The organism is Natronobacillus azotifigens (assembly GCF_026805325.1).
Lineage (GTDB): Bacteria > Bacillota > Bacilli > Bacillales > Amphibacillaceae > Natronobacillus > Natronobacillus azotifigens.
The window spans coordinates 108,299-134,539 of sequence record NZ_JAPRAT010000005.1 but is presented as its reverse complement, the minus strand read 5'-3'; the positions used below and the strand labels follow the sequence as shown (position 1 = coordinate 134,539).

The following is a 26,241-nucleotide window of genomic DNA, read 5'->3' as shown; positions in this document are numbered from 1 at the left end:
TTAACATCCATTTTAACATATTTTTCTTACTATTCTAGTAGAGAGTACGAATTTTAACATGAGTATGGGATAAAAAAAGACAAGATAACACTGTTTTAATCTGTGTTATCTTCTTTAATCTCTTAAATTCCTTATAATATCAAAGATTGGTTTATTCCGGAGCAACCGTCCGTAAGACTCCAACTTCAAAACAACGAGAATATCAAGTTGTTTACCTGGGAGTGACGGAGACTAGCACCCCGAATGGTTCAACTAACAATCAGTGGGGGAATACCTAAAACCCCACCTTTTTTCTTAGTCATCCTAACTCCTCCATTAAATTTAAGTTGGAGGTAGTAGAACTTTGCAGAAATATTGTAGAGACAAAAAAAGATGCTCCCACAGTGTTCTAAACTGTGGGAGCATCCCTTATCTGTCAAAACCCCTGTCATATCAAGGGTTAAACTGTTATGTAATGGCGTCCCAGGAGAGATTCGAACTCCCGACCCACAGCTTAGAAGGCTGTTGCTCTATCCAGCTGAGCTACTGGGACATATGGAGCGGGTGAAGGGAATCGAACCCTCATCATCAGCTTGGAAGGCTGAGGTTTTACCACTAAACTACACCCGCATAACTGTGTATGTAAAACGTCTATAATTAGATAACTATATAGTGACTATTTCTAACAGACAAGTTTCATTATAATAAGCATTTAATCATTTGTCAATTCTTTTTGAGAGAAATATTAAATAATCGCAGTCATTTTGTAGTAATTATATTGGGTGAGAATTAATTTTTATCTAAAATAGACGATCCCCCCCATCTTCAAGGAATGAAAAGGGCTAAGCCCAATGAATAAGTGGGGGATGAATCGCCTTCGGAAAAGGGATAGCTTCAGCTATCCCGATTTTCCGACTGTTCGAGTGCTACTTGAATCAAATAGAAAATAGTTTGCGTACGAGTGCCGAAACCTTTTTTCTCTTTGTAATCACCAACTCTGGCTAATAATCTTTTCGAAAACCGTAATACAACCGATTGTTTTTTCCATCGTATATGATAGATTAAACATATCCGATATTGCAAGAAGGTGAAAATGAAATGTTCGTGAGAAAAGCGTACAAATTTCGCATCTATTCGAACCAAAAACAAGCCGAACTGATTAACAAAACCATTGGTTGTTCGCGCTTTGTCTACAACTATTTTGTTGGTAAACAAAAAAACAAAGACATGTATAGGTCTATCGTCAATGAAATGGTGCAGAATGGTCAACTGATTGAAAATAATTGGGAAGGTGAGTTTTTTCGAAAAAATCAATCGATGAAGGCAATTCGTGAACTAAAGAAGCACTATCCCTTTTTAACGCACTCCGAAAGAAGTCTCCCTCTTCAAGCGTGTGTAGGGTGCAACCCAACGGTAAGGGGGAGATGAATTTCGGTTGGGCTGTATCCCAAAGGCTTTTGTTTTTGTCATTTTTATCCATGTGGTATAATCAGTCTTATGTAACCATGAAATTAGATAGTAATAATCACTCAGTATTTTTGATACATTATCATCTTGGATAAAGGGAGGTGATTTGATATGACTGCACACAATAAAGCGTATAAATTTAGAATTTATCCAACAAAGGAACAGGCTTTGTTGATCCATCGCACTTTTGGTTGTGTTCGTTTTGTCTACAACAAAATGTTGGCAGAACGAATAGAAACATACGAAACCCTAAAAAAGGATAAAGAAGCAGTAAAAAAGCGTGAAAAACCCGCCACCCGCCACCCGCCAAATATAAAAAGGATTTTGAGTGGCTAAAAGAAGTAGATTCTTTAGCGTTGGCGAACGCACAATTGAATTTGGATAGGGCTTATAAAGCATTTTACAAAGGTAACGCTAAGTTTCCCAAATTCAAAAGTAAGCGTCACAAACAAAGTTACACAACAAATGTAGTAAATGGTAATATTCAATTGTTGGATGGTCATATCAAATTACCAAAATTAAAAATGGTTAAAATCAAACAACATCGAGACATTCCAAGGGACCATACCATTAAAGCGTGTACCGTCTCGATGACTGCATCCGGAAAATACTATATTTCTATTCTTACCGTTTATGAAAAAGAGATAGCAAGCAAGGAAGTTCATCAAGTGGTTGGTTTGGATTTTGCGATGGATGGATTATTTGTCGATAGCGAGACAGGTAAGAAAGCCAATTACCCACGTTTCTATCGACAAATGCTTGATAAATTAGCAAGCGAACAACGGAAATTTTCCCGAAAAAAGAAAGGCTCTTCGAACTGGAATAAACAACGGATTCGCGTTGCCAAAATTCAAGAGAAAGTTGCCAACCAACGCAAGAACTTTCTTCACCATCAATCAAAGGAGTTAGCTTCTAACTTCGACGTTGTTGTAATCGAAGATTTAGACATGAGAGGTATGTCACAAGCACTAAAGTTTGGGAGAAGTGTTTCCGATAACGGATGGGAAATGTTTACCACTTTTTTGCAGTACAAACTAAAAGAACAAGGGAAACAACTGGTCAAAATCGACAAATGGTTCCCTTCTACCAAAACTTGTTCCACCTGTGGTTCGATAAAGAGAAACTTCAATCAGTGGGGGAATACCTAAAACCCCCACTGATTGAAGTTTCTCTTTATAATTAAAGAAGGGGTATTACTAAATGAAAAATAATCTAATAAAAAGCATTCAATTGGTTTATTCTGATCTTCCCATCGAAGACTTTTATGTTAATGAAATTGGACAGAATAACGACGTATTAATTATAAACAATTCATTGGTTTTTAGATTTCCGAAGTATAGAAATGGAATAAAACAGTTAAAAAGAGAAACAGAAATTTTGAACTATATCAGAGATACCGTCTCTACTACTGTTCCAAATCCTCTCTATCATTCTTTTGCAGAGTTAGAACCAGGGAAGGTTTTTACTGGCTATAATCTAATAGAGGGGGTCCCCTTATGGAAGGAAAGTTTAGATGGCATTAAGAGTGGCGAATTAGTTAGTGTATTGGCATCACAACTTGTTTCATTTCTTAAGGAACTTCACTCTATAAGAGGGGACAAAGCAAGTCAAGATTTGAATTTAAAGACTAGTAATTCACGAGAAGAAATGTATAACTTGCATAATAAGATTCAAAGTAAATTATTTCCCTATATCAGAAAAAATGCTCAAGAAGAAATCTCACACTCTTTTGAAACATACCTTAATGGGAAAGCATTTTCAAATTTAGATAGTACCCTTATACACGGAGATTTCGGATCCTCTAATATTTTGTGGAATCCAGAAACAAGCAGGATATCAGGGATCATCGATTTTGGTGGTTCTCGTTTAGGAGACCCAGCGTATGATTTTGCTGGAATACTGTCCAGTTATGGTAAAGAATTTTTTGATATGTGTATTGATTTATATCCTAACGGTGATGAAATATCAGAACGAGTTAAATTCTATGAAAGTACATTCGCTTTACAAGAAGCATTGCACGGAGTTGAGAATGATGATAAACAAGCTTTCGAAAATGGAATTAAAGATTATAGATAAATTCCTTGCTGTACTAGTAGGAGTGTTTAATAATCTACCGCTAAACTATGTTGTAAAATTACTTTTAAAACACTACTAAATGTTAGAATATTTATAAATATATGTTGAAATGATAAAAACATTATGATGGTTTTGGAAAAGATATACATAGGCTAACGGGAGAGTTTAGTTTAAGTTCTTTTTCAGTAGAGGTAATGTTTGACAATATTTGGCGTTTGTTTTACTCTTATTACAAAGTGAATGGAAGGGCGGAAATAAAAAAATGATTCAATAATCCTAGTTTTATAGAAATAAATAAATAGCTTAACTTTTTAGGTTTAGATTAATTCTTCTAAACTCATTATTTGTTTTAGCTATTTATAAATTTTCTGAGATAGGATTATTGTGTAATGCTTATGAAATAACGGCTAAAACGTAAAGCTGTAAACCTCGTATAGTTAGGTTTATTTAAGTTGTTATAGTCTGCATTGCCTCCTATCTCAAAATAGATAGGAGGCTTTTATTATTATTTAAATGAGCGATATATAAGAACTTTGTATTGGTGGGTTTTTAAAAAGGAGAGGATTTAATGACTAGAAATATTCTTATGAAAAATATGACATTTAAATATTTATCTATGCTTAAACCTATTTTTAAAAATGTAGAATTAAATATCAATGAGAATTGGAAATTAGGACTTGTTGGGAGAAATGGCAGAGGGAAAACAACATTTTTAAAAATTCTTTTAAATGAACTTGATTATAAAGGTACTGTACAGTCAACTTTAGACTTCAAATACTTCCCTAGCTATCCCGACAGTCAACATGATTTAACTGCTTTAGAAGTATTACAAAGAAATGAACCAAATATTGAAGTCTGGAAAATAGAACGTGAATTAACTTATATGGAATTATCACCTGACACTTTATATAAGAAATTCAATGTTCTAAGTGGCGGCGAACAAACAAAGCTTTTATTGATTGAGCTATTTTTAAGCGAAAATTCATTTCCTTTAATTGATGAGCCGACAAATAATTTAGATCTGTTGGGTAGACAAATTGTAGGTCAATATTTAAATAATAAAAAGGGGTTTATTGTCGTTAGTCACGATGAATATTTCTTGAATCAATTCGTTAATCATATCTTAGCCATTAATAAAGAATCATTGGACCTAATTAAGGGAAATGTTGATACATGGAAAACCGAAAAGTTAAATGCAGATTTACTCATGCAAGAAGAGAATTCCAAATTAAAAGGCGAAATAAAACGGCTAAATGATGTCTCTAGACAAGTAAAAACTTGGGGGTTAAAAAGAGAAAACAGTACAAAGGATGCTTCTGGAAGAAGATTAGCTGCAAAACAAATGAAAAGAGCCAAAGCCATTAAAAAAAGGACTGAAGATTTTATTGAAGAAAAGCGAGGGCTTATTAATAATATTGAGGATATTACAGAACTAAAGATGAATGTGGAACAGCCTAGAAAGCAAATTTTGTTCTTGCGCAATTTCTCAATACTGAGAGATGGAATTCCTTTATTCGAGCCAATTAATGTAGATATTTATCCATCTGAACGTTTCTTCATTGAAGGAAAAAATGGTGTCGGTAAATCTACTTTAATAAATTTTATACTGGGAAGCGAACAGTTAGAAACTATTGGCGACTATGAGATAACACTTCCTAAAAATCTATCCACTCTAAGTCAAAAAAATCAAGAAAATATAGATTTTTCTGCGCTTATGAAGAATTTTTCATGTAAAGAAGATAAAGAAGAATTTTTACATCTGCTGCATCAATTAGGTATAAAACGAAATCACTTTTCAGACCCATCAAGTAAGGTTTGGAGTTCTGGAGAGCAGAAAAAAGTTTTCTTAGCTAATGCGCTATTAGGAAAAAATGAGTTGTTTATCTGGGATGAAGTGACCAATAGCTTGGATATTATGATTATAAACCAACTGATTAATGCTATAAAGAATTATAACCCCACAATGATTAGCGTTGATCATAATGATTACTTCGTTAATTCCATAGCTACTAAAAAAATAGAATTAACAACTTTTTTTAAATAAAGGAGCAAAGGGGGAATGAAAGTTTTTCCTTCTTCAACTAGTGTTAGTTTAACAAGGATATGCTAATCAGATAAACAAGGACTTAGAGCAGTAATTAATTTGTCTTGTGTTCATAAAAGAAAAGTTATATTTTTTATTAATCAGTTAATACCACCTCTTTGTGTAGGTGGTATTAATGCTTTCTTTATGTTCTAGTTTCCACTATAAATAATATATAAGCTGTAACGGTCTAAGTTCGACAAATGACCGTTGTTCATGAACGTAAACAGATAGCGATATATAAAGCATCTCAGCTGGATAGAGCAACAGCCTTCTAAGTTGTGGGTCGGGAGTTGGAATCTCTCCTGGGATGTTATAAAAATCCTTCTCCCCTATTTCAGTTACTGACTTTACAACAGGTCAACCGTTATTTGTCGTTCCTGTTTTAATAAGCTTTCCGAAAAGGTAGTATTCATAATAGGTGACTCCTGGTTGCTCGTCTTCTGGCATGAAATTTCCTTCAATCTGAAAAGAATACCATAACCCATGATAAGTTCCAGATCCTCCGTCGTCATAGGTAACAGTTGGTATTGCGAATCTTGGTTTTTCAAATCCTTTAACTAGAGAATAATCAATAACCCCTATTATTCCCCATAAAAGAGCTACTGTGATAAATATCGCTAAAATAATCTTAGTTAGTTTCTTCATTAACTAACCACCATTCATTTTGGTATGTCTTTCAAAAAATACTATTTTCTAATTATACTGTACTTCTTAATGATTGCTTAAAAAAATTAAAATCTAATTTTGTAGTTAGAATTTTGGTGAGAACTAATTTTAAATAGGGAATTAGTTTTTTTGATGTTGTTTCTGTACCTTCTCCTCTCTGCAAAGTTTTAGAATAACAACATAGTATTCAATTTTTTAGAAAAAAATGTTAAAATAACTAATATATCTTTTACTAGTTGATAACGTTACTTAGTAAACAATTTTTGTTCTGGAGCCGACGTCCATAAGACTCCCACTTCAAATCAACGAGAATACTAAGTTGTTTAGGCGGGAGCAACAGACGCTAGCACCTCGAATGGTTCATCATTCAACTAACAATCAGTAGGGAAATACTTAAAAACTCCCACTAATTAAAGATGCATTTAAGTAATGGATTACTTGGAAGGAGATTTTTATATGATAGACCAGGACTTTTTTCTTTTGTATGCAACATTATTTTTAATCTTATATGTGATCTACGATTTATTCCGTTACAGAAAAGAGGAGCGCTCATTACTGCAAAGGTTTTTGTTTTATAGCTTTGTTTTTTACATGATAAATGTTATTAGATTGACCTTATTTCCAATAATGTTTATGCCGACTTCGTTTTCCGTTCAATTCGTTCCTTTTTTCTTTATGATGGAATCCTTAGATAGTGGTTACATAGCAAGGACGTACTTAGAGAATTTCATATTACTATTACCCTTAGGTTTCTATTTACCTCTGTTATTTCAACGATTTCGAAAGCTGAAATTCACCATATTTGCAGCTTTTATTCTAACCACGTCGATAGAAACGATACAATTGCTTATGAGATTAACAATTGGTTCACTAAGAACATTTAACGTAGATGACATAATATTGAATACATCTGGAGCGATATTGGGCTATTTTTTATATAAAATCACAATGGTTATTATAAAAAAATATAATTATTCCGTCTTAAAGAGTTTTGAATAAGATAATGCTTCTTGTATCCAACAAGAAGTAAAGAATATAAAAAACTACCATGCTATCAGATTCAGGAGGAGAAATAATTTGAGCAATCCAAAAACAAACATTCACTTTTTAAAAGAATTTGTAGAGATTGACGGGCATAAAAATGGAATCTTTATAGAGTCCGTGGATTTTGAAAAACCTATTCTGTTGTTTTTGCATGGAGGACCTGGTTTTCCACAATATCCGATCATCAAAAAATTTGGACTGAATTGGGAAGAGGATTTTACTGTTTGTTATTGGGAACAAAGGGGTACGGGGATGTCTTATAATGCGTCTACTCATGGAGAGATCACCTTTGAAAATATCATTGCCGATGCCTTAAAAATTACGGAGTATTTAAAAGAAAAGTATAATAAAGAAAAAATTTTTCTATGTGGCCATTCTTGGGGATCTCTTTTGGGGAGTGTTATAGCACATCGTTATCCAGAGAATTATCATGCATATATTGGTATTGGACAGATGGGTAGGCTTTTTCAATCGAGTAAAGGTACTTATGATTTTTTATTGCAGACCGCCATTAATAAAGGGGATAAAAAGGCAGAAAAAGATATTCGTTCGGTTATATTGGATGAAGATTTTTATAAAAATACTGATTATCGTAGAATATTAGGACGATATCTGAACAAATATGGCGGGGGGACGATGAGAACAGGTTATTCAAATTGGCAAGGAATTAAGGATTTATTTGGTTGTAAACAATATACTTGGAAGGAACGCTTGAATATTCCTAAAGGGATTTTTTCGAGTTATGATGCTCTGTTTGAAACGGTGGCCAAGTCAGACACTACGGTATTAGCACCGAGTTTTAAAATACCTGTCTTTATCATCCATGGACTGTATGATTATCAAACTAGTTTCAATGAAGCGAAACGATTTTATGAACATATCGAAGCGCCTCTGAAAAAACTGTATCCGTTTGAAAACAGTGCCCATTCGCCTTTTTTGGAGGATATCAAAACGTTTAGACATATTCTAAAGACAGATGTGTTAGGAGTAATTTAATTTACCGTGGGACGCTATAAATAAGTAATGAAGTTAAAGTTAACTTTATAATAACAAACAAGGATGGTTGGTAATGTGAATAATTGTATAATTACATCGGGTGCCGTCATTATGAATCAACAAAATCAAATTCTGTTAAAAAAAGATCCTGTTAGAGATTGGGAATTGCCTGGTGGAATGGTGGAACCTAGAGAAAAAGTTGAACAAGCAGTAGTTAGAGAAGTTAAAGAAGAAACCGGAATAGATATAGAAATAATTCGTTTTTGTGGTGTTTCACAAGAAATAAATAAAAATATTTGTAATTTTTGGTGGCTAGGTAAAGTTGTTGGTGGGGCATTAGAAACAAGTGTTGAGAGTTTAGAAGTAGGTTTTTTTGATTTAGAGGAAGCATTAGATCGAATTAAAGACAATAATTTCAAAGAAGAGTTATTACAGGTCTTAAACCAGTCTAATTATCCATTCTTTATCACATTCGAATGAAATCTAAAGCATTTCAATTTACTCATACAATAGCATTGAATCAAACCGCACCTACATTTGAATAGCTAAATTACGACTATGTTTGTCCTATCAAAAATCAAAGGAGAAATAGTAATGCTGGAATTGTTATTGAAGAAAGTAAGACAACTAAGTCAAGAACCGAAAACATTAGAACAAATGGCACTAAAATTATCAGAAGAGGCTGGAGAAACTGCTCAAGCTGTACTATCATATCGAAAAGCCAGTGGTAGTGAATACAAACAATTAGGAATAAATGATGTGAAAGAAGAATGTGTCGACGTAATTTTAGTTACCCTAGCTATACTTTACAAACTATCAGATAGTGATGATGAATTTTATGATTTGGCAAACAAAAAAATCGAAAAATGGGAAAGTAACATCCAAAGATGAGTGTTTCATGAAAAAGAAAAACCAACACAATAAAGTGAAACTTCAATCAGTGGGAGTTTTTAAGGTATTCTCCCACTGATTGTTAGTTCTAAAAGATGATCTAAGGGCTTTGAAGTCTTCGGGGTGCTAGCGTCCGTAAGACTCCAACTTAAACAAATTGGTGTGAGTCTTACTGACGGTTGCTCCGGGATAAAGCTACTCTACTTTTGTCCATGTACCATTTCCGCTTGTCTCGAATCCTTGATCTGCGCCGTCAATTTCTACGATTGTCGACCCTTCAGGATTTCCGTTTGCGATAATGTCATCAAACCCACCACTAAAACCGGAAAGTCTCGCCCAATAACCGTAAGATCCGCTACCACCTTCACTTCGATACCTACCAGGTTCAATATCAACCCCGACAATATAAATACCATCACCAAATTCAGTAGCTAGTTCACCTTCATAATTGTCATCAATGAGATACCACTCTCCAGAGCCACTTGATTCAAAAGCAACGTCATGGTCAAAGATTTCTACAACATGTGAAGCTCCCATTGGATTTCCATTGGCAATAATTTCATCAAACTCTCCACTGAAACCAGATAACCGCGCCCAGTAATTTACAGATCCTTCACTTCTGTATAGACCAGGTTGAATATCCGTTCCTACTTCATACATCCCAGAGCCATATGTCATACGATCGATAGGATCGGGTTTTGCTGAATCATCAGTAGCATCTGCTTCTGTCTCATCAGCATCTTCAATAATTTCCTCATCAATAGCTTCATCCTGATCCTCGACACCGGATACATCTTCATTATCTTCTTCTATCGTATCTCCGGTGTCAGGAGTGGCTTCTTGCACAACATCTTCCTCTCCACTAGCTGCCATGCCGATAACAATAATAGCGATGATAACCCAGAACCACCATCTTCTATAAAAGGCTTTTTTTCTCTTTTCCTCCATGACAATCCTCCCGATTGATTTTACAATTTTGCAATATAATGAGCTGTTGAATTTCTTTCCAAAACAGAAAAATTCATATTTTTAGTTTGTCTCGAAATTCATTAATTATCATCATTGTTTTTAGAAAAATAAATCCCAAAAAATATCAAGTATCATATCACGACACTAGAGGTAATCTAACCTTGTTTCATCAACAAACTTCTCAAGGAGGATTCTAATTTATGGATGAGCGAACAGAAGAGCAAGTAATCAAAGCAAAAGCAAAAAGAGCAGCGAATATGGAGGTAGCAGAAGAGATTGCCGCCTTAAAAGCGCAAATAAATCAAATCCAACAATCAGCTAACGCTGTCAGTCAACAAGGCCAGGGCCAGCAACAGGGGCAAACGCAACAAAGTCAAGGCCAACAAAATCAGCTACTTCAACAAATTCAGCAGTTTAGTGGACAGACACAACAACAATTGCAACAAGCTGATCAACAACTTCAACAAACGATGCAACAAGCCATCCAAACATTAAATGAAGGTTTACAATATGTAGAATCGAACCAAGCATTAAATCAAGTGAACCAAGCTTTAAGTAACGCGCAACAACAACTGAATCAAATGCAACAACAACAGCAAAGTCAGTCACAACAAGGTCAGCAGCAAGGACAACAATAAATAAACAGTAAATAATGAGTAAGAAGTAAGAAGTAAGAAGTAAGAAAAGAAAAAACCCATCCCTGCGAAGGACTATAGGGATGGGCTCTTCACTTAAATATTGCTAAATCCCCCTATTAAAAAGTTCGGTTGAAGGGTAATGAGATTAATTATTCCATGTTAACTGTTAAAGGTTGCATCTTGACTTTTTTTTCTATATTCTAAATGGCATAGCAATGATAACTAATTGAAGCTTGTACGGTTATTGATTGTAAGTATTATTTATTTGATTTACTCGTAGTATATTAATGAAGAAGGTGAAAATGTAGTTCGCTTTAGTTTGTGTTTGAATAGGTTTAAAATCGGGAAATAATGATTAGAAATAGAATAAAATATCCAGATGAGAGGAGGAGAAGATGTGGATCACGACTATCAAAATGTGGTTCTCTTTCCTAAACGGCAACAAGAAATGGAAGACAAGGCATTTCGAGCGTTGCAGGAGAAGCGATATAAAGAAGCACTTAAAGCTTTTGACAGTCTTCTTTATTACGGAATTGACCGACAAGAAATTACTTTAGGGAAATTGACTTGTTTCATTGAATTAGGGAAGCAAGAAGAAGCAGAGGAAATGTGCGAAGAACTTATTGCAAGAAAAGATCAAGATTATTACTCTTACATACATATATACGCAACATTATTATTTCAGGCGCATAAGTACCAACAAGTAACCGAAGAACTTGAAGAAGTTTTAACACATAAAAATATTCCTGAGCCCTTTCATGCTCAATTAGAAAAATTGCATCAAGTTAATCAGAACTTAATGCAGGAACAAGTAGAAGAACACTCGATTTCGACTAAGAGAGAATTGGAAGAAGCGATTCGGAAAGAAGATACGATAGCTCAATGGCATTTGCTTAACCACTTGCACCAAACAAACTTAAAAACATACTTGAATCTTTTTCAAGAAATGCTGGTCAACGATAAGGTTCATCCTGTGATTAAAAGTGTTATTATCGGATTGCTTCAAAGTGAATCGATTGATTTGGAGATTGAAGTCAAAAAATTCGAAAAAAAGATGTCGATTAACCCAAATACATATCCTTACATGACTGACCATCCTTTTCGTAAGCAATTAAGACAATCCTTAGAGAATCTTGAGCAAGAAAACCCATCATTTTATACGTTCGCAGAACAATTAATGGATCGATATTTCTATGTTAATTATCCGTTTACACCAGACCTTTCCAAAGTATCTGTAATGAAACAAGCATTATTAGCGCTGGTTCAAATCTCGTTTGAACCAGATCAAACCATTCAAGAGGATTATTACAATAAAGAAATAGCACATCAGATAAACGACATTATTCAATGCGAACAAATTTATTTTTCTATCATGGAGGAATAAGTGGAAAAATGACAAAAAACAAACCACAACGAACACAAAATCTTGAAAGGATGCTTGTTTGTGTTATAATATAGTGGTTGTAATTTGCGTTCGGACTTGTATAGGGGAAAATGTAGCATGAATGAACGACAAATAGAATTTATTTAAGTATTCTTGGAGGGAAATAAACATGACAGCCAAATGGGAAAAAAAAGAAGGTAATCAAGGGCTTTTAACTGTTGAAGTGGAAGCGGATAAGTTTAAAGAAGCACTTGATCAAGCATTTACAAAAGTAGTGAAAGATGTTCAATTACCAGGGTTTCGTAAAGGGAGAATTCCACGCGGAATGTTTGAGCAACGTTTTGGTGTTGAGTCTCTATATCAAGATGCGGTTGATATCATTTTACCTGAAGCATATGCGGCAGCGATTGACGAAACGGGAATCTCTCCTGTAGATCAACCGGAGATTGACATTACACAAATCGAAAAAGGTTCTCCACTTATCTTCACTGCAAATGTTACGGTAAAACCAGAGGTAGAATTAGGGGAGTACAAAGGTCTTGAAGTAGAAGATGAAAGTGTTGAAGTAACAGATGAAGATGTTGAAAAAGATATCGAAAACCAACGTCAAAGTCTTGCAGAGTTAGTTGTAAAAGAAGACGGAGCAATTGAAAATGGCGATACAGTTGTCATCGACTTTGAAGGCTTTGTTGATGGTGAAGCTTTTGAAGGTGGCGCAGCGGAGAACCATTCATTAGAAATTGGTTCGGGTTCATTCATTCCAGGTTTTGAAGAGCAATTAATCGGAAAAACTACTGGTGAAGAAACAGAAGTGGAAGTAACTTTCCCTGAAGAATATCATGCAGAAGATCTTGCAGGTAAAGCAGCAACATTTAAAGTTAAGATTCATGAGATCAAAACAAAAGAACTTCCTGAATTAGATGATGAATTTGCTAAAGATGTTGATGATGAGGTTGAAACGTTAGATCAGTTAAAAGAAAAGACAAAAACAAGATTAGAAGAACAAAAGAAAACAGAAGTAGAAAACCAAAAACGTGAAGCATTAATTGAACAAGCTTCAGATAATGCAGAAGTTGACATCCCAGAAGCAATGGTAACAACAGAAATGGATCGCATGCTTCGTGAATTTGAACAGAGATTACAAACACAAGGTATGACATTAGAAATGTACTATCAGTTCTCTGGTCAAGATGAAGATGCACTAAAAGAGCAAATGAGTGCAGATGCGAAGAAACGTGTTAAAACAAATCTTACATTAGAAGCTATTTCTGTAGTCGAAGATCTTCAAGTTACAGATGAAGATGTAAATGAAGAATTAAAAACAATGGCAGAAATGTATCAAATGGAAGTTGAGCAATTAACACAAATGCTTGGTGGAAATACAGATGCGATTAAAGAAGACTTGAAATTCAAGAAAGCTATTGATTTCTTGGTTGAACAAAGCAAAACAAAATAAGTCACTAGAAAAAGAGAGAAACAAGGCGGCAACAATTGCCTTGTTTTTCTCACATCTTATTTTGATAAACAATACATAGGATCTCACAATGTACATACTACATATTTAAGAAAAGACATGAAAACAAAGCACGTTGCTTTTCATACATAGAATAATCGGGTATTCAAAGCGTCCAAAAAAATGATGGTTTTATCGTCCTAATAGTAGTAGATATAACTGTAAATAGGTTTTAATTGATTCGTTTAGTTAGATAAACAATTGGTAAGACTGGTAAAGTAGTTCAACGAAAAGAATATATTGTTTTGTATCTGCGTGTTTTTTTGATATGATGAAGAAAGAAGTAATAGGTAGTAAACAATTTACGTTACGCCTATTCAAAAGATTTTACAATTGAGGGGTGAAATAGGTGTATAAATTTAACGAAGAAAAAGGCCAGTTAAAATGTTCGTTTTGCGGCAAAGGCCAAGATCAGGTACGTAAGTTAGTTGCTGGTCCAGGTGTTTATATATGTGATGAATGTATTGAACTATGTACAGAGATTGTGGAAGAAGAGCTTGGTACAGATGAAGATGCGGAATTTAAAGATGTACCAAAACCACAAGAGATCTGCAATATATTAGATGATTACGTCATTGGACAAGAAAAAGCGAAAAAGAATTTATCTGTGGCTGTATATAATCACTACAAGCGGATTAATGCACCAAGAGGTACAGATGATGTTGAACTTGCAAAAAGTAATATTGCGATGATCGGACCAACGGGTAGTGGGAAAACATTACTTGCTCAGACATTAGCGAGAATTTTAAATGTTCCTTTTGCTATTGCTGATGCTACGTCGCTTACAGAGGCTGGATATGTTGGGGAGGATGTTGAAAACATCTTACTTAAGCTAATCCAAGCAGCAGATTATGATGTAGAAAAAGCTGAAAAAGGTATCATCTATATTGACGAAATTGATAAAGTAGCGCGAAAATCTGAAAATCCATCCATTACGCGGGATGTATCAGGAGAAGGCGTTCAACAAGCATTATTAAAAATTCTTGAAGGAACTACTGCTAGCGTACCTCCACAAGGGGGAAGAAAGCATCCTCATCAAGAGTTTATTCAAATTGATACGACGAATGTATTGTTCATTTGTGGTGGTGCATTTGATGGGATTGATCAAATTATAAAAAGTCGTCTTGGTAAAAAAGTGATCGGATTTGGCGCAGGTTCTGAATCAGATGATTTGGATAAAGCATCATTGCTTTCTAAAGTATTACCAGAGGATTTATTGAAATTTGGATTAATTCCTGAGTTTATCGGGCGATTACCAGTTATCGGTAGTTTAGAACCTTTAGATGAAGATGCCTTAATGGAAATCCTAACAAAACCGAAAAATGCGCTTGTGAAGCAATATGAGCGTTTATTCCAAATGGATAATGTGGAATTAGAATTCGAAGAGGATGCCCTAAAGGAAGTCGCTAAAAAAGCGATTGAACGTAAAACAGGGGCACGTGGTTTACGATCCATTCTTGAAGGAATCATGCTAGATGTTATGTTTGAGTTACCATCACGTGACGATATCGTAAAATGTGTGGTTACCAAAGATACCGTTTTGAAAGAGAATGGTAGACCGAAGCTAATTTTGGAAGATGGAACCGTTAAAGAAGACGATGAAGAAACACCAAAAGAGAGTGCTTAATTGAAGTTATTTATGATCCCTTGTTAATTTTTAGCAAGGGATTTTGTTTCATTACCAGAAAAAATATGGATAGTTAGAAAGATGTATCCATTTAGTAAGGAACGCAGTTGTAGACTGGCTTTATAACTACAACCATGAGAATTCATGTTTTATTGTTTTTTACGATAAAGATTGCTAATCCTACAAGTTTTCTAAATATCATCCTATATTCAGTGTTATCTGTGTAACTAGGGGTAATACTAAATAGGGAATGTTCACTAGGTCAACAATGAAAGCAACGCATTTCTTCCTTGGTTTGTTCTACTAGTCCTCATGTAGGGAAAATCCTGCATCCTGGCCCCAGAAGATTCGCTTCATCGATCTGCTTGTCTTTCATTTTGAGCCTTTATGGACATGGACTAATAACATACTTCAAATATAATTCAAAAAATTCAAGTATGAAAATGGAGGTACCCGAAATGACAACAACGACAAAACTAACCATACCTTTACTTCCGCTAAGGGGAATGATTGTATATCCAACAATGGTATTACATCTTGATGTTGGGAGAGAACAGTCTGTTAAAGCATTAGAAAAAGCAATGATGACAGATGAGCAAGTGTTACTTGTTGCCCAAAAAGATAGTGCAATCAAAGAACCAACTTCAGATGATCTATATCAAATGGGAACCATTGCGAAAGTAAATCAAATGTTAAAGTTACCAAATGGAACTTTTCGAGTATTAGTTGAGGGATTAGCACGAGCAGAAATATTGGAGCATCTGGAAAGCAAACCTCACTTTATGGTGGAAGCAAAACAAATGGTTGATCAACCAATGACAAATAGTAATGAACAAGCAGCATTAACACGCGCGCTGATGGAACAGTTTGAGCAGTACATAAAGTTATCCACGAAACTGAATAAAGAAACTTTTGATAGCGTTACGGATATTGAAGATCCAGCCCGTTTGTCTGATATTGTTGCGTCCCATTTATCACTAAAGTTGTCGGCAAAGCAAAAAATATTGGAAACTTTAGCTGTAGAGGAACGGTTGCAACAACTCATTACCTTCATCTCTAATGAACGTGAAGTACTGCATTTAGAACGTAAAATTGGTCAACGTGTAAAAAAATCAATGGAAAAGACGCAAAAAGAATATTATTTGCGTGAACAAATGAAAGCCATTCAAAAAGAATTAGGAGATAGAGATGGAAAAACGGGAGATGTTGCGATCTTAAAAGAAAAAATCATGGAAAGCGACATGCCAGAGCGAATCCTATCCGTTGCATTAAAGGAACTTGATCGTTTTGAAAAAATTCCTCAAACTTCCGCAGAGAGCTCTGTCATTCGAAATTATATAGAATGGCTTATTTCGCTACCGTGGGCAAAAGAAACAGAAGATAACTTAAAAGTCAGTCATGCGGAAAAGATTCTCGATGAAGACCATTATGGCTTAGAAAAAGTAAAAGAAAGAGTGCTGGAATATTTAGCGGTGCAACAATTGACACAATCACTGAAAGGACCAATTCTCTGTCTAATTGGACCTCCAGGGGTTGGAAAAACTTCCCTTGCCAAATCTATTGCCCGGGCAATAGATCGAAAATTTGTTCGTATTTCTTTGGGTGGAGTAAAGGATGAAGCGGAAATAAGAGGTCATCGACGAACGTATATTGGGGCTATGCCTGGTCGCATTATGCAAGGAATGAAGAAGGCAGAAACGATTAACCCCGTGATTCTTTTGGATGAAATTGATAAAATGGCTAGTGATTTTCGAGGAGACCCATCGTCAGCAATGTTGGAGGTTCTCGATCCGGAACAGAATAGCAATTTTAGTGATCATTTTATTGAAGAAACGTATGATCTAAGTAAAGTAATGTTTGTTGCGACGGCAAACAACTTGCAGACCATTCCACGACCACTATTAGATCGGATGGAAATTATCTCGATTCCTGGATACACAGAGTTGGAGAAACAACATATTGCACGTGATCACTTATTGCCAAAACAATTAGCTGCACACGGGTTAAGCAAAGGGCAATTACAAGTGAGAGAAGATGCTTTGTTAAAATTGATCCGTCGATATACACGAGAAGCGGGTGTTCGTAATTTGGAACGTCAGTTAGCTACCCTATGTCGCAAAGCAGCCAAAATTCATGTATCCGAACAAAAGAAGCGCATTGTTGTTACAGAAAAACAATTAGAAACTTTATTGGGCAAGCCGATGTTTCGATATGGTATGATAGAAGAAGTCGATCAAGTAGGAACCGCAACTGGTCTTGCTTATACTGCTGCAGGTGGCGATACTTTGGCGATTGAAGTTAGCATTGTACCTGGTAAAGGGAAATTATCCTTAACAGGGAAATTGGGAGATGTGATGAAAGAATCCGCACAAGCAGCTCTAAGTTATATTCGTTCTCGTGCAGAAAAGTTAGAGATTGATCCTTCTTTTCATCAAAATAATGATATTCATATTCATGTCCCAGAAGGTGCCACACCGAAAGATGGTCCCTCTGCGGGGATTACGATGGCAACCGCACTCGTATCAGGCTTAACCAATCGTGCGGTTAGAAAAGAAGTTGGCATGACTGGGGAAATTACTTTACGTGGGAGAGTATTGCCAATTGGTGGACTTAAGGAAAAAACGCTCAGTGCACACCGAGCAGGGTTGACGACCATCATCATACCAAAAGATAACGAAAAAGATTTAGAAGACATACCGGAGAGTGTAAGAGAATCACTTACATTTATTGCAGTACAGCATTTAGATGAAGTGTTAGAACATGCGTTAGTGGGGGAGTAAAATGAAAGTAACAAAAGCAGAAATAGTCATTAGTGCTGTGGCACCAAAACAATATCCATCAGAAGGATTACCTGAGTTCGCTTTAGCAGGCCGATCTAATGTTGGGAAATCATCCTTTATTAATAAAATGATTAACCGTAAGGCACTGGCTCGTACATCATCGAAGCCTGGAAAAACACAAACACTGAATTTTTATCTGATCAATGATTTTTTTCATTTTGTCGATGTACCAGGTTACGGTTATGCGAAAGTTTCAAAGACAGAACGAGCAGCATGGGGGAAAATGCTTGAAACGTACTTCTCTGAGCGAGAGAATTTAAAGGCTGCATTGCTCATTGTTGATATTAGACATCAACCGACGGCAGATGATCAAACGATGTATGATTTTTTCAAACATTATCAAATACCAGTCATCGTTGTAGCAACAAAGCTCGATAAGATAAAAAAAGGACAAGTAGCAAAACAAATCAAGCAAGTAAGGGAAACCTTAGATTTAGATTCGTCTGATCAAATTATTCCTTTCTCATCAGAAACTGCTCAAGGGAAAGAAGAGGCTTGGAAAGCAATTTTGGCATTTTTATAAGGATGACGAGATGTAACTGTGTCATAGATAGAAGGATATCTTTATCCAAGAAAGCAAGTGAATCTGTGAAATGAACCGTATTAGTAAATGAAATTAGAAAAATCTCGGTTCACTGAACTGAGATTTTTTCTTAAAATTATTTCAAGTCAATCGCTAAGACATTTTCAATAGTAATAGGTGAGTATTGTACAGGGGGCACCATATCAATGTTTTCAGGGATATTGTATGTAAATCCGCGTTTGTTTATCTCGGAGCAACCGTCCGTAAGCCTCCCACTTCAAACAACGAGAACACCAAGCTGTTTAAGTGGGAGTAACCGCGCTAGCACCCCGAAGGTTTCAAGGGCCTTTAGGGTTAACAATCAGTAGAAGAATACCTGAAAATTCCCACTGATTGAAGTTTCACTTTATGTACCCTATTTCATATACAAGTTGGAAAAATCTTTCTTTGTCATTTCAACCAAAATAATTTTTTTATCTGGTTGATTTTTCTGTTTAAAACCATATTTCAATAGTAACGTTTGTCCTGGTAGGTTATTAGCAGCGATTGTATCAATCATTTTTTCACCGCCAAATTCATTAAAAAAGTACAATAATAAATGAGTAATTGCTTCTTTTGCATAACCATTGCGACGATATTTATCGGCAATTTTTATATTAAATTCTGCTGTACTATTTAAACAATCGTATCGATGAAAGCTTACTTCACCTACTGGCTTATCTTCGTTGTTGTAGATGAGACAGTAAAAGTTATTACCGTCAGTTGGGTTAACCATCCTGTTATACCACGCTTCTTTTTCACTTTCATCTAAACATACAGGTCCCCCCACACCACACATTGTTTCGATGTCAGCCCATAACCACTGTACAAAGTCTAATTCATTATATTCAGGTTGTTTAATATACATATTTCTTCCTTTGCTTAAAAACATTTATCATTCCTTCTTTCTTCTATAAAACATCCATAATAAATCAGCAATACTCTCTCAACAAATAACCATTCGTTGAAAAAGGGCAGCTCTATAACCCAAAATCAAATTTGTTTAACAAGTATGAATTTTTAAATTTTCTTAAAGTAATAATCAGTATTTTATATATAAAATAGCCTATTATAGCTCCAGATGTGTTCAATATAATATCATCCACATTAAACGTTCTATTTGAGCCAATAGTTAAGCTCATAATTAATTGTATAGTCTCTATCGATGTGCTTACAAAAAATGCTGTTAAAATCGTTAATTTTAAATTACGTAGACGCCGAAATAATAAAGGTGAAAACACTCCTAGAGGAAAGAGTAATATGAAATTTTGCCAATAAGCACTCCCTATATATCCACTCTCTATGGAATCGAAAACAAAATAAAAAGGAATTAACTGAACTGAAGCTGGAAATGGAAATGGTGTAAACATTATGGGTAGTAATGTAAATTTTATTACATGAATCATGTAATAAATAAAACTGTAAAATACAAACATACGTAGTAATGAACGCTTTCTAAGTCTATAACGAGTGAGGTCATAAATTACATAGATAACAAGAAATACAGTCGCGGATAAATGAAAAAATTCTTGGTCTATCATAAATAAAACTCCTTATATACACATTATAGTTGAAATTAAGTCTAGGCTAGTTCTATTTAATTTGTTCGAAAAACCCAATTACAATTATTACATATAATGAAAATTTTTACAATCTTATTTTTGAGCATTTTGCCATTAACACAATAGGCGGTTATTTTTATTTATCCAGGATATAAAAAAAGATAGGATTCGGATATTTTCCGTTTCCTATCTTTTTTTAAACAATAGATAAAAGCCAAAAACAATTAGTGCAACCGACCAATAATTCTCCAAAGTGTGTTGCAACGAGTCAAAAATAATAGGATTATTAGCAGTCAAGATCACAAATAGTCCAACAAACGTTAAAATAATACCCGGATACAGGCCGAGCTTTGTTTTCTGGTAACGAAACAAAAACGCTATGCCGATAATTAAACAATACACGCCCCATTGATCAGTCCAGAAATCATAAGTGGATAATCCGTGAAAGTGAACACCGAGACCAAGAATAACTACACCTGGGAAGATTTTGTCGTAATCTCGACCAAGATAACTATGTAATAGAAAACTTGCACCAATAATGATCAATAACGTTGGCCAAGTAGAAAGTTGTTGAAAGAATGGTATTTCTAATTGTTGAATCAAAAAATAAGTGCCGATTCCGATTAGGATATAAGCAGATAGTTGATTTTTTTTTCGCATTATCTTCTCCTTTATTACCGAAAAATTGTGAATCGATGAGATGGTTTGTTAAAATAGAATAAATGTGATGAGAAATTAAGTTTTTCTATGAAATGAAATAGTTTCACAATGATCATATTTTAGCATAATTTTATGAATCTGAGGGTGATAGATTGAATATTTTAATGATTGGTATTGATTATCACACCGCTCCGATTGAAATTCGCGAGCAATGTGCTCTCGATCAAGCCTCGATAAGTAAAGCGTTACAACAGGTTAAGCAAAAGTCATACATAAAAGAAAATGTTATTCTTTCTACTTGTAATCGTACAGAGATTTATCTTGTTGTGGAATCATTTGATATGGTTTGTGAGAAGATGGAAACAATCATGAATGAGTGGTTTTCCTTACCGATAGAAAAGTTATCCAATTATTTCGTTATCTATAAAAACGAGGAGGTAATCTCGCACCTTTTTCGTGTTGCTTCTGGGCTTGATTCGATGGTGCTTGGAGAAACACAGATTATCGGTCAAGTGAAACAAGCATTTGAAATGGCTAAACAAGAACAATCGTGTGGGTGGATATTTAATCAACTATTTAAACAAGCGATCACAATGGCAAAAAAAGCGCACAAAGATACCGGAATTGCAGATCACCCGGTTTCCTTAAGTTATGTAGCGGTGAAATTTCTGCAAGATTATCTAGGAAAGCTAGCTGGAAAGAAAGTACTGATTTTAGGTGCGGGTAAAATGGGAACGTTAGCGGCTACAAACGTGGAAAAATTTGGTCTTAAGGAATTAGCAATTCTGAACAGAAACTACGAAAAAGCCAAAGAACTAGCAAAAACAGTGAGTGGAGTTGCCTATCCGATCGAGCAGTTAACCGAACGGTTGAAGTGCATGGATATAGTGATTAGCACGTTTTCTGTAGATACTCCCATAATTACTGAAAAAATGTTAGATAATATTAGTTTTCAGCAAAAAAACAAAAAGTTGATCATGATGGATTTGTCGTTGCCGAGGAGTATTGATCCAAATCTAAGACATTTTAATCAAATCGATTTATATGACATCGATCAAATACATGAGATGATTGATGATAGTTTTGCTAATCGAAAAAAAGCTGCGAAAGAAATTGAACAGGTCATCCAAAAAGAAGTAGTTCTTTTTCAAGAGTGGCGGAAAATTCAACAGATTGCACCAACACTAGCAGCAATGCAAGCAAAAGCAAACCAAATTGAACAAGAGACGATGACAAGTATTCAACATAAGTTGTCTCATCTATCTGCACATGATCAGAAAGTTATTCAAAAACATATAAAGAGTGTCAGTAATCAATGGTTAAAAGAACCTATTCGTAACTTGAAACAACTTGCGATCAAATCGCAACATAAAGAGACAACAAAAATTGTGAAACAAATAATGGGACTCGATGAAATAGAGTAACGACTAGTTAATGAGCAGGAAGGGGTAGTGATGCAAATGATTCATAATTTTAATCAATCAATCGCTGCATACGATAAAGCACAAATGCTAATGCCAGGTGGTGTTAATTCGCCAGCTCGTGCGTTTAAATCGGTTGGAATGCAGCCGATTTTCATGAAAAGTGGTCAAGGGTCAAAAATTTCAGATATTGATGGCAATGAATACATTGATTATGTGTTAAGTTGGGGGCCGTTAATATTAGGTCATGCTGATTCGCATGTGGTAGAGAGTTTACAGAAGGTCGCTATACAAGGAACAAGTTTTGGGACACCGACGATCTTAGAAAATGATTTAGCAGAATTAGTGAAAGAGCGAGTGCCTTCAATGGAGATGCTTCGAATGGTTAACTCAGGGACAGAAGCAACGATGAGCGCGTTAAGGCTTGCTCGTGGCTATACAGGGAGAAATAAGATTCTAAAATTTGAAGGGTGCTACCATGGACATGGAGATTCTTTGCTCATTAAAGCAGGTTCAGGGGTGGCAACATTAGGACTGCCTGATAGTCCGGGTGTACCAGAAGCAGTTGCGGCTCAGACGATTACCGTCCCTTATAATGATTTTGACAGTGTACGCTATGCATTCGAACAATTTGGCTCTGAGATTGCAGGGGTAATCGTTGAACCAGTGGCTGGTAATATGGGAGTTGTTCCACCAGTCGATAATTTTTTAACGAAATTACGAGCGATTACTGAAGAATATGGAAGTTTACTAATTTTTGATGAAGTGATGACAGGTTTTCGTGTTGGCTATCACTGCGCTCAAGGACATTATGGAATAACACCGGATTTGACTTGTTTAGGAAAAGTAATCGGTGGAGGACTTCCTGTCGGTGCATATGGTGGTAAACGTGAGATCATGGAAAAAATAGCTCCTATCGGTGATATTTATCAAGCTGGTACTTTATCAGGCAATCCGCTCGCCATGACGGCGGGGTATTCAACGTTAATTCAGATGGATTTCCAAGCATACGAGCGATTAAATACTTTGTTGGAACGTCTAGTAAAGGGCTACCAACAAGCCGCGAAGAAATATCATATCCCACTTCAAGTGAATCGTGCAGGCTCAATGGTTGGTTTCTTCTTTCATGATCAACCAGTGATCAATTATGATACAGCTAGTCAATCAAATAGGGAATTCTTTGCAAGGTATTATCGATCAATGATTGAGTTTGGCATCTTTTTACCACCATCCCCATTTGAAGGAGTATTCTTATCAACTGCACATACAGAAGCAGACATTGACCAAACCATTGAAGCAGTTGATCAGACCTTCGCGAAATTATAGGTGCCTGTCACCACCCGAATTGTGTAGATATTTGTCGGATTCTGCTGGTAGGTTGTTTCTAATATGCCAGCTTTTCGAAACCACAAGGTAATCCTATGGTGGAGAAAGGTTTTTATATTGAATTGCTTCAAACGTTTAAACTGTACCTCAGAATTTAACTAATTATTTTTTTCAATAATATTGAGGTCCTTATGCTGATTTTTTAGCTCTATGAGGTCGTTTTCTTACTGAGTGTTTTTCCTCCTATTCGATCAATCTTTACTAGGTATATTTCCATTTTTCAAACATATATCTGTAAAGGAGAGGCTTGTTGATTTGAAAGGAGGAATTCAAATGTCGCATGATCCTTCATCCGTGTTCACATTTGATTTAAATGAAGCACTTCGGTTTCAGAACGGACAGGGAGTAGCGGAAATGATCGGTATATCCTTAGACCCTGAGATATCCATTCAAACTTATCAAGATCATGTTTCCATTCGTGGAATTATTGAATTGAATGGAGAATATTTTGCTGATGCTAACGAGCAATCGGAAGATCTATCTTTAGATCAGATTGATCAACGTGATTTTCCGAGCGAGCGTTATATCAATGAGGTGGAAGCTGAACCGAATGGAGTCCATCATTTCAAACATCATTTTCCAGTAGAAATTTCAATTCCAAATGAACGAATTGAAACATTGGATGATATTTTTGTTGGAGTGGACACGTTTGATTATCAATTACCCGAACAAAGTAAGTTGATTCTTCGTGCATCTGTTGCGATTCATGGTTTAAAAGATGAACGCACTGCACAAGTAGCAGAACCAGAAACTGAAGAAGAAACAGAAGACACATCTTTACCGAATGTTTTTGACTTTCCTGAACAGGAAGAAGAAGCAGATGCTTCAGATACATTTCGTTTTGATGTGAAAGAGAAGAAGCAGCCTGAGGAAGAACTTGATGTAGTTGATGAAAAAGAAAGAGAAGACTTAGCGCAAGAAACAGATGAAGAACCAAAAAGTACGGAACCAGTAGAAGAAAAATCGTCAACTAATGAAAATGAATCAGGGCGGTGGCCGAAAAAGAAATACTCTTCGATCTCTTCATTATTTGACAAAAAAGAACCCGAACCAGAGCTTTCAGATACGGTGGAAGAACCCGAACCAGACTTAGAACCCGAACCTGATCCGGATCCGGATCCCGAATTTTTAGAAGATCCTGAATTGGTACGAGAATCCCCTGACAACGTATCAAGGATAAATGATCCTGAGCCAGTGTTCACAGGAAATGATGATCCAGAGCAAATAACACAACTACATGCTCAGTCGAAACCAGAGGAAGAGACTGGTCGTGAACAGAGCTATTTATTGGACATTTTTGCAGATGAAGCGGAAGAAGGAGAGCGTTTTACTTCGCTGAAAGTGTATATTGTTCAAGACAGTGATACGATTGACTCGATTGCAGAAAGATATCAAGTGTCTCGTGGATCTATGTTACAAGTGAATAATTTAGATGGAGATTCGATTTCGGGAGGACAATTGTTATATATACCGAATAATGTAAAACAGTAGAGTATGGATGAAGGATAGGTTCGCGTGTTGAACCTATCCTTCCTATGTATTTAATCCCAAGTTCTTTGAAAAAAGAGTGAATTGGAAAGAAATGAGCTCAAGAATTGCAAAGTTGTCCGAAAAAGGGGTTCATTCGGACAGAAATGAGCTCAAGAATTGCAAAGTTGTCCGAAAAAGGGGTTCATTCGGACAGAAATGAACCCAAGCATCATAAAGATGTCCGAAAAGTATACTCACAGTCTTATTGCACCACTGATAGTTGTTGCTATTCGTAATTATTTGTTCGTTTATGACAAAATAAACAATCCACAAGGAGTAAAAACTCCCCGCGGATCAAACTTTTACTTCATATCCATTTTAAATAAAAACAAATATACAGACCAAGCAGTAAAAACAATAAAATTACATCAAAAGTAGTTGGGAAAAGTAATGTTCGAATTCCTTGAAATACACAGATAGGTATCATCCAAGACTCAATAACTAATATCCACTGACGTAGCCATGGTGGCAGTCGGTAGCGATAAAATTGTGCCATTTCTCCACCTCTTTTTTGTTCCTTTTGGTGTATCTTATGATGAAACGCCTAAAGCGTGTTACTCCTTTTTCCTCGTACATGTCTCGTTGTTCCTTTACAAACAAATAATATATCTTCCTGTTGGGAAATGAATTCGTTCGATCTTCACTTCAAAACTACAAATAAATACTGAAATTGAAGAATCCTTGCATTCTTTGTTGACTTTTACTAGCTGAATTGGATAAAATAACTGTTATACAATGTGAAATGCAATGATGAGGAAGAGTACAAACCCAAAACCTTAAGAGAGGAAAATCATATGCTGAAAGATTTTCTAGGTTAAATTGATTTGGAAGGTAGCCTCGGAAGCAGTTTCTTTGAACGCCTAGTGAGTATTTATAATTAGGTTCAGTAGGGGAAGCCGGTTAGAAACCGTTAAAATCTAACAAGTGTATAGCATGAACCTTTT

Annotated in this window: 22 protein-coding genes, 3 tRNA genes, 1 pseudogene and 1 other annotated feature (1 of these 27 running past the window's edge); of the genes and pseudogenes, 18 read left to right on the top strand and 8 right to left on the bottom strand. The window is 35.5% G+C overall.

Features of this window, described 5'->3' with window-relative positions:
* Positions 1-455: 455 nt before the first annotated feature.
* Positions 456-532, bottom strand: a tRNA-Arg gene (locus OWO01_RS04345).
* A gap of 3 nt (positions 533-535) precedes the next feature.
* Positions 536-609 (bottom strand) — tRNA-Gly (locus OWO01_RS04340).
* A 468-nt stretch (positions 610-1,077) separates the two neighbouring features.
* Here OWO01_RS04340 and OWO01_RS04335 point away from each other — a divergent pair.
* The 5 genes and pseudogenes from OWO01_RS04335 to OWO01_RS04315 all read left to right on the top strand — a co-directional run bounded on the left by OWO01_RS04335 (position 1,078) and on the right by OWO01_RS04315 (position 5,911).
* Entirely contained in the window at positions 1,078-1,407 is a 330-nt protein-coding gene (locus tag OWO01_RS04335; protein ID WP_268779204.1) for a helix-turn-helix domain-containing protein, read from the top strand.
* Positions 1,408-1,557: 150 nt separating this feature from the next.
* A pseudogene (locus tag OWO01_RS04330) lies at positions 1,558-2,564 on the top strand (RNA-guided endonuclease TnpB family protein); the annotation flags it as partial.
* Between the two features lie 82 nt (positions 2,565-2,646).
* Positions 2,647-3,522 (top strand): phosphotransferase family protein, encoded by an 876-nt coding sequence (locus OWO01_RS04325; RefSeq protein WP_268779203.1) that lies wholly within the window; start codon positions 2,647-2,649, stop codon positions 3,520-3,522.
* A 568-nt stretch (positions 3,523-4,090) separates the two neighbouring features.
* Positions 4,091-5,566 carry an ATP-binding cassette domain-containing protein gene (locus OWO01_RS04320; protein ID WP_268779202.1) on the top strand — a complete coding sequence of 492 codons (1,476 nt, stop codon included), beginning with the start codon at positions 4,091-4,093 and terminating at the stop codon, positions 5,564-5,566.
* A gap of 286 nt (positions 5,567-5,852) precedes the next feature.
* Positions 5,853-5,911: transfer RNA gene (locus tag OWO01_RS04315), tRNA-Arg, on the top strand.
* A gap of 54 nt (positions 5,912-5,965) precedes the next feature.
* Here the strand turns inward: OWO01_RS04315 and OWO01_RS04310 are convergent.
* The gene (locus tag OWO01_RS04310; RefSeq protein ID WP_268779201.1) at positions 5,966-6,253 is read right to left on the bottom strand and encodes a hypothetical protein; all 288 of its coding nucleotides are present in this window, start codon (positions 6,251-6,253) and stop codon (positions 5,966-5,968) included.
* A 477-nt stretch (positions 6,254-6,730) separates the two neighbouring features.
* On the opposite strand from OWO01_RS04310, the gene OWO01_RS04305 reads away from it, so the two are divergent.
* The 4 genes from OWO01_RS04305 (at position 6,731) to OWO01_RS04290 (ending at position 9,205) form a co-directional block, all read left to right on the top strand.
* On the top strand, positions 6,731-7,273 hold the full coding sequence (locus tag OWO01_RS04305; RefSeq protein WP_268779200.1) for a VanZ family protein: 543 nt from the start codon (positions 6,731-6,733) through the stop codon (positions 7,271-7,273).
* A 78-nt stretch (positions 7,274-7,351) separates the two neighbouring features.
* Positions 7,352-8,314 (top strand): alpha/beta fold hydrolase, encoded by a 963-nt coding sequence (locus tag OWO01_RS04300; protein ID WP_268779199.1) that lies wholly within the window; start codon positions 7,352-7,354, stop codon positions 8,312-8,314.
* 63 nt (positions 8,315-8,377) lie between these two features.
* Positions 8,378-8,794, top strand: a complete 417-nt coding sequence (locus OWO01_RS04295; RefSeq protein WP_336283718.1) for an NUDIX hydrolase — start codon at positions 8,378-8,380, stop codon at positions 8,792-8,794.
* 114 nt (positions 8,795-8,908) lie between these two features.
* Positions 8,909-9,205, top strand: coding sequence for a MazG-like family protein (locus tag OWO01_RS04290; RefSeq protein WP_268779197.1), 297 nt, complete (start codon positions 8,909-8,911; stop codon positions 9,203-9,205).
* Between the two features lie 195 nt (positions 9,206-9,400).
* Here the strand turns inward: OWO01_RS04290 and OWO01_RS04285 are convergent, their stop codons facing one another.
* A complete protein-coding gene (locus OWO01_RS04285; RefSeq protein ID WP_268779196.1) occupies positions 9,401-10,153 on the bottom strand; it encodes a hypothetical protein in 753 nt (250 codons plus the stop codon).
* A gap of 221 nt (positions 10,154-10,374) precedes the next feature.
* Here OWO01_RS04285 and OWO01_RS04280 point away from each other — a divergent pair, with 221 nt between their 5' ends.
* The 6 genes from OWO01_RS04280 (at position 10,375) to yihA (ending at position 18,699) form a co-directional block, all read left to right on the top strand.
* Positions 10,375-10,812: a hypothetical protein gene (locus OWO01_RS04280; RefSeq protein ID WP_268779195.1), complete on the top strand. Its 438-nt coding sequence runs from the start codon at positions 10,375-10,377 to the stop codon at positions 10,810-10,812.
* A gap of 397 nt (positions 10,813-11,209) precedes the next feature.
* Positions 11,210-12,196 (top strand): DUF3196 family protein, encoded by a 987-nt coding sequence (locus OWO01_RS04275; RefSeq protein WP_268779194.1) that lies wholly within the window; start codon positions 11,210-11,212, stop codon positions 12,194-12,196.
* A gap of 169 nt (positions 12,197-12,365) precedes the next feature.
* On the top strand, positions 12,366-13,652 hold the full coding sequence (tig, locus tag OWO01_RS04270; RefSeq protein ID WP_268779193.1) for a trigger factor: 1,287 nt from the start codon (positions 12,366-12,368) through the stop codon (positions 13,650-13,652).
* 406 nt (positions 13,653-14,058) lie between these two features.
* On the top strand, positions 14,059-15,336 hold the full coding sequence (gene clpX / locus OWO01_RS04265; RefSeq protein ID WP_268779192.1) for an ATP-dependent protease ATP-binding subunit ClpX: 1,278 nt from the start codon (positions 14,059-14,061) through the stop codon (positions 15,334-15,336).
* Between the two features lie 458 nt (positions 15,337-15,794).
* Positions 15,795-18,116, top strand: a complete 2,322-nt coding sequence (gene lon / locus OWO01_RS04260) for an endopeptidase La (RefSeq protein WP_268779191.1) — start codon at positions 15,795-15,797, stop codon at positions 18,114-18,116.
* A gap of 1 nt (position 18,117) precedes the next feature.
* A complete protein-coding gene (gene yihA, locus OWO01_RS04255) occupies positions 18,118-18,699 on the top strand; it encodes a ribosome biogenesis GTP-binding protein YihA/YsxC (protein ID WP_268779190.1) in 582 nt (193 codons plus the stop codon).
* A gap of 415 nt (positions 18,700-19,114) precedes the next feature.
* Here the strand turns inward: yihA and OWO01_RS04250 are convergent, their stop codons facing one another.
* The 3 genes from OWO01_RS04250 to OWO01_RS04245 form a co-directional block, all read right to left on the bottom strand.
* Positions 19,115-19,630, bottom strand: coding sequence for a GNAT family N-acetyltransferase (locus OWO01_RS04250; RefSeq protein ID WP_268779189.1), 516 nt, complete (start codon positions 19,628-19,630; stop codon positions 19,115-19,117).
* An 88-nt stretch (positions 19,631-19,718) separates the two neighbouring features.
* The gene (locus tag OWO01_RS16120; RefSeq protein WP_418936199.1) at positions 19,719-20,144 is read right to left on the bottom strand and encodes a VanZ family protein; all 426 of its coding nucleotides are present in this window, start codon (positions 20,142-20,144) and stop codon (positions 19,719-19,721) included.
* Positions 20,145-20,486: 342 nt separating this feature from the next.
* Entirely contained in the window at positions 20,487-20,960 is a 474-nt protein-coding gene (locus OWO01_RS04245; protein WP_268779188.1) for a LiaI-LiaF-like domain-containing protein, read from the bottom strand.
* A gap of 152 nt (positions 20,961-21,112) precedes the next feature.
* On the opposite strand from OWO01_RS04245, the gene hemA reads away from it, so the two are divergent.
* From hemA to spoVID, 3 genes are all read left to right on the top strand, one after another.
* The gene (hemA, locus tag OWO01_RS04240) at positions 21,113-22,384 is read left to right on the top strand and encodes a glutamyl-tRNA reductase (protein WP_268779187.1); all 1,272 of its coding nucleotides are present in this window, start codon (positions 21,113-21,115) and stop codon (positions 22,382-22,384) included.
* Positions 22,385-22,423: 39 nt separating this feature from the next.
* On the top strand, positions 22,424-23,707 hold the full coding sequence (gene hemL / locus OWO01_RS04235) for a glutamate-1-semialdehyde 2,1-aminomutase (RefSeq protein WP_268779206.1): 1,284 nt from the start codon (positions 22,424-22,426) through the stop codon (positions 23,705-23,707).
* Between the two features lie 333 nt (positions 23,708-24,040).
* Positions 24,041-25,258: a stage VI sporulation protein D gene (spoVID, locus tag OWO01_RS04230; protein ID WP_268779186.1), complete on the top strand. Its 1,218-nt coding sequence runs from the start codon at positions 24,041-24,043 to the stop codon at positions 25,256-25,258.
* A gap of 346 nt (positions 25,259-25,604) precedes the next feature.
* Here the strand turns inward: spoVID and OWO01_RS04225 are convergent, their stop codons facing one another.
* A complete protein-coding gene (locus tag OWO01_RS04225) occupies positions 25,605-25,793 on the bottom strand; it encodes a hypothetical protein (protein ID WP_268779185.1) in 189 nt (62 codons plus the stop codon).
* A gap of 242 nt (positions 25,794-26,035) precedes the next feature.
* Positions 26,036-26,241: a binding site (T-box leader), on the top strand; it runs 64 nt beyond the window's last position.

Coding starts and splice junctions, on each gene's coding strand:
- OWO01_RS04295 (WP_336283718.1), top strand. CDS start 8,378: ATGGTTGGTAATGTGAATAATTGTATAATTACATCGGGTGCCGTCATT.
- OWO01_RS04310 (WP_268779201.1), bottom strand. CDS start 6,253: ATGAAGAAACTAACTAAGATTATTTTAGCGATATTTATCACAGTAGCT.
- OWO01_RS04280 (WP_268779195.1), top strand. CDS start 10,375: ATGGATGAGCGAACAGAAGAGCAAGTAATCAAAGCAAAAGCAAAAAGA.
- OWO01_RS04325 (WP_268779203.1), top strand. CDS start 2,647: ATGAAAAATAATCTAATAAAAAGCATTCAATTGGTTTATTCTGATCTT.
- OWO01_RS04320 (WP_268779202.1), top strand. CDS start 4,091: ATGACTAGAAATATTCTTATGAAAAATATGACATTTAAATATTTATCT.
- lon (WP_268779191.1), top strand. CDS start 15,795: ATGACAACAACGACAAAACTAACCATACCTTTACTTCCGCTAAGGGGA.
- OWO01_RS04290 (WP_268779197.1), top strand. CDS start 8,909: ATGCTGGAATTGTTATTGAAGAAAGTAAGACAACTAAGTCAAGAACCG.
- yihA (WP_268779190.1), top strand. CDS start 18,118: ATGAAAGTAACAAAAGCAGAAATAGTCATTAGTGCTGTGGCACCAAAA.
- OWO01_RS04285 (WP_268779196.1), bottom strand. CDS start 10,153: ATGGAGGAAAAGAGAAAAAAAGCCTTTTATAGAAGATGGTGGTTCTGG.
- tig (WP_268779193.1), top strand. CDS start 12,366: ATGACAGCCAAATGGGAAAAAAAAGAAGGTAATCAAGGGCTTTTAACT.
- OWO01_RS16120 (WP_418936199.1), bottom strand. CDS start 20,144: ATGATTCATGTAATAAAATTTACATTACTACCCATAATGTTTACACCA.
- spoVID (WP_268779186.1), top strand. CDS start 24,041: ATGTCGCATGATCCTTCATCCGTGTTCACATTTGATTTAAATGAAGCA.
- OWO01_RS04250 (WP_268779189.1), bottom strand. CDS start 19,630: ATGTTTTTAAGCAAAGGAAGAAATATGTATATTAAACAACCTGAATAT.
- OWO01_RS04245 (WP_268779188.1), bottom strand. CDS start 20,960: ATGCGAAAAAAAAATCAACTATCTGCTTATATCCTAATCGGAATCGGC.
- OWO01_RS04225 (WP_268779185.1), bottom strand. CDS start 25,793: ATGGCACAATTTTATCGCTACCGACTGCCACCATGGCTACGTCAGTGG.
- OWO01_RS04335 (WP_268779204.1), top strand. CDS start 1,078: ATGTTCGTGAGAAAAGCGTACAAATTTCGCATCTATTCGAACCAAAAA.
- OWO01_RS04305 (WP_268779200.1), top strand. CDS start 6,731: ATGATAGACCAGGACTTTTTTCTTTTGTATGCAACATTATTTTTAATC.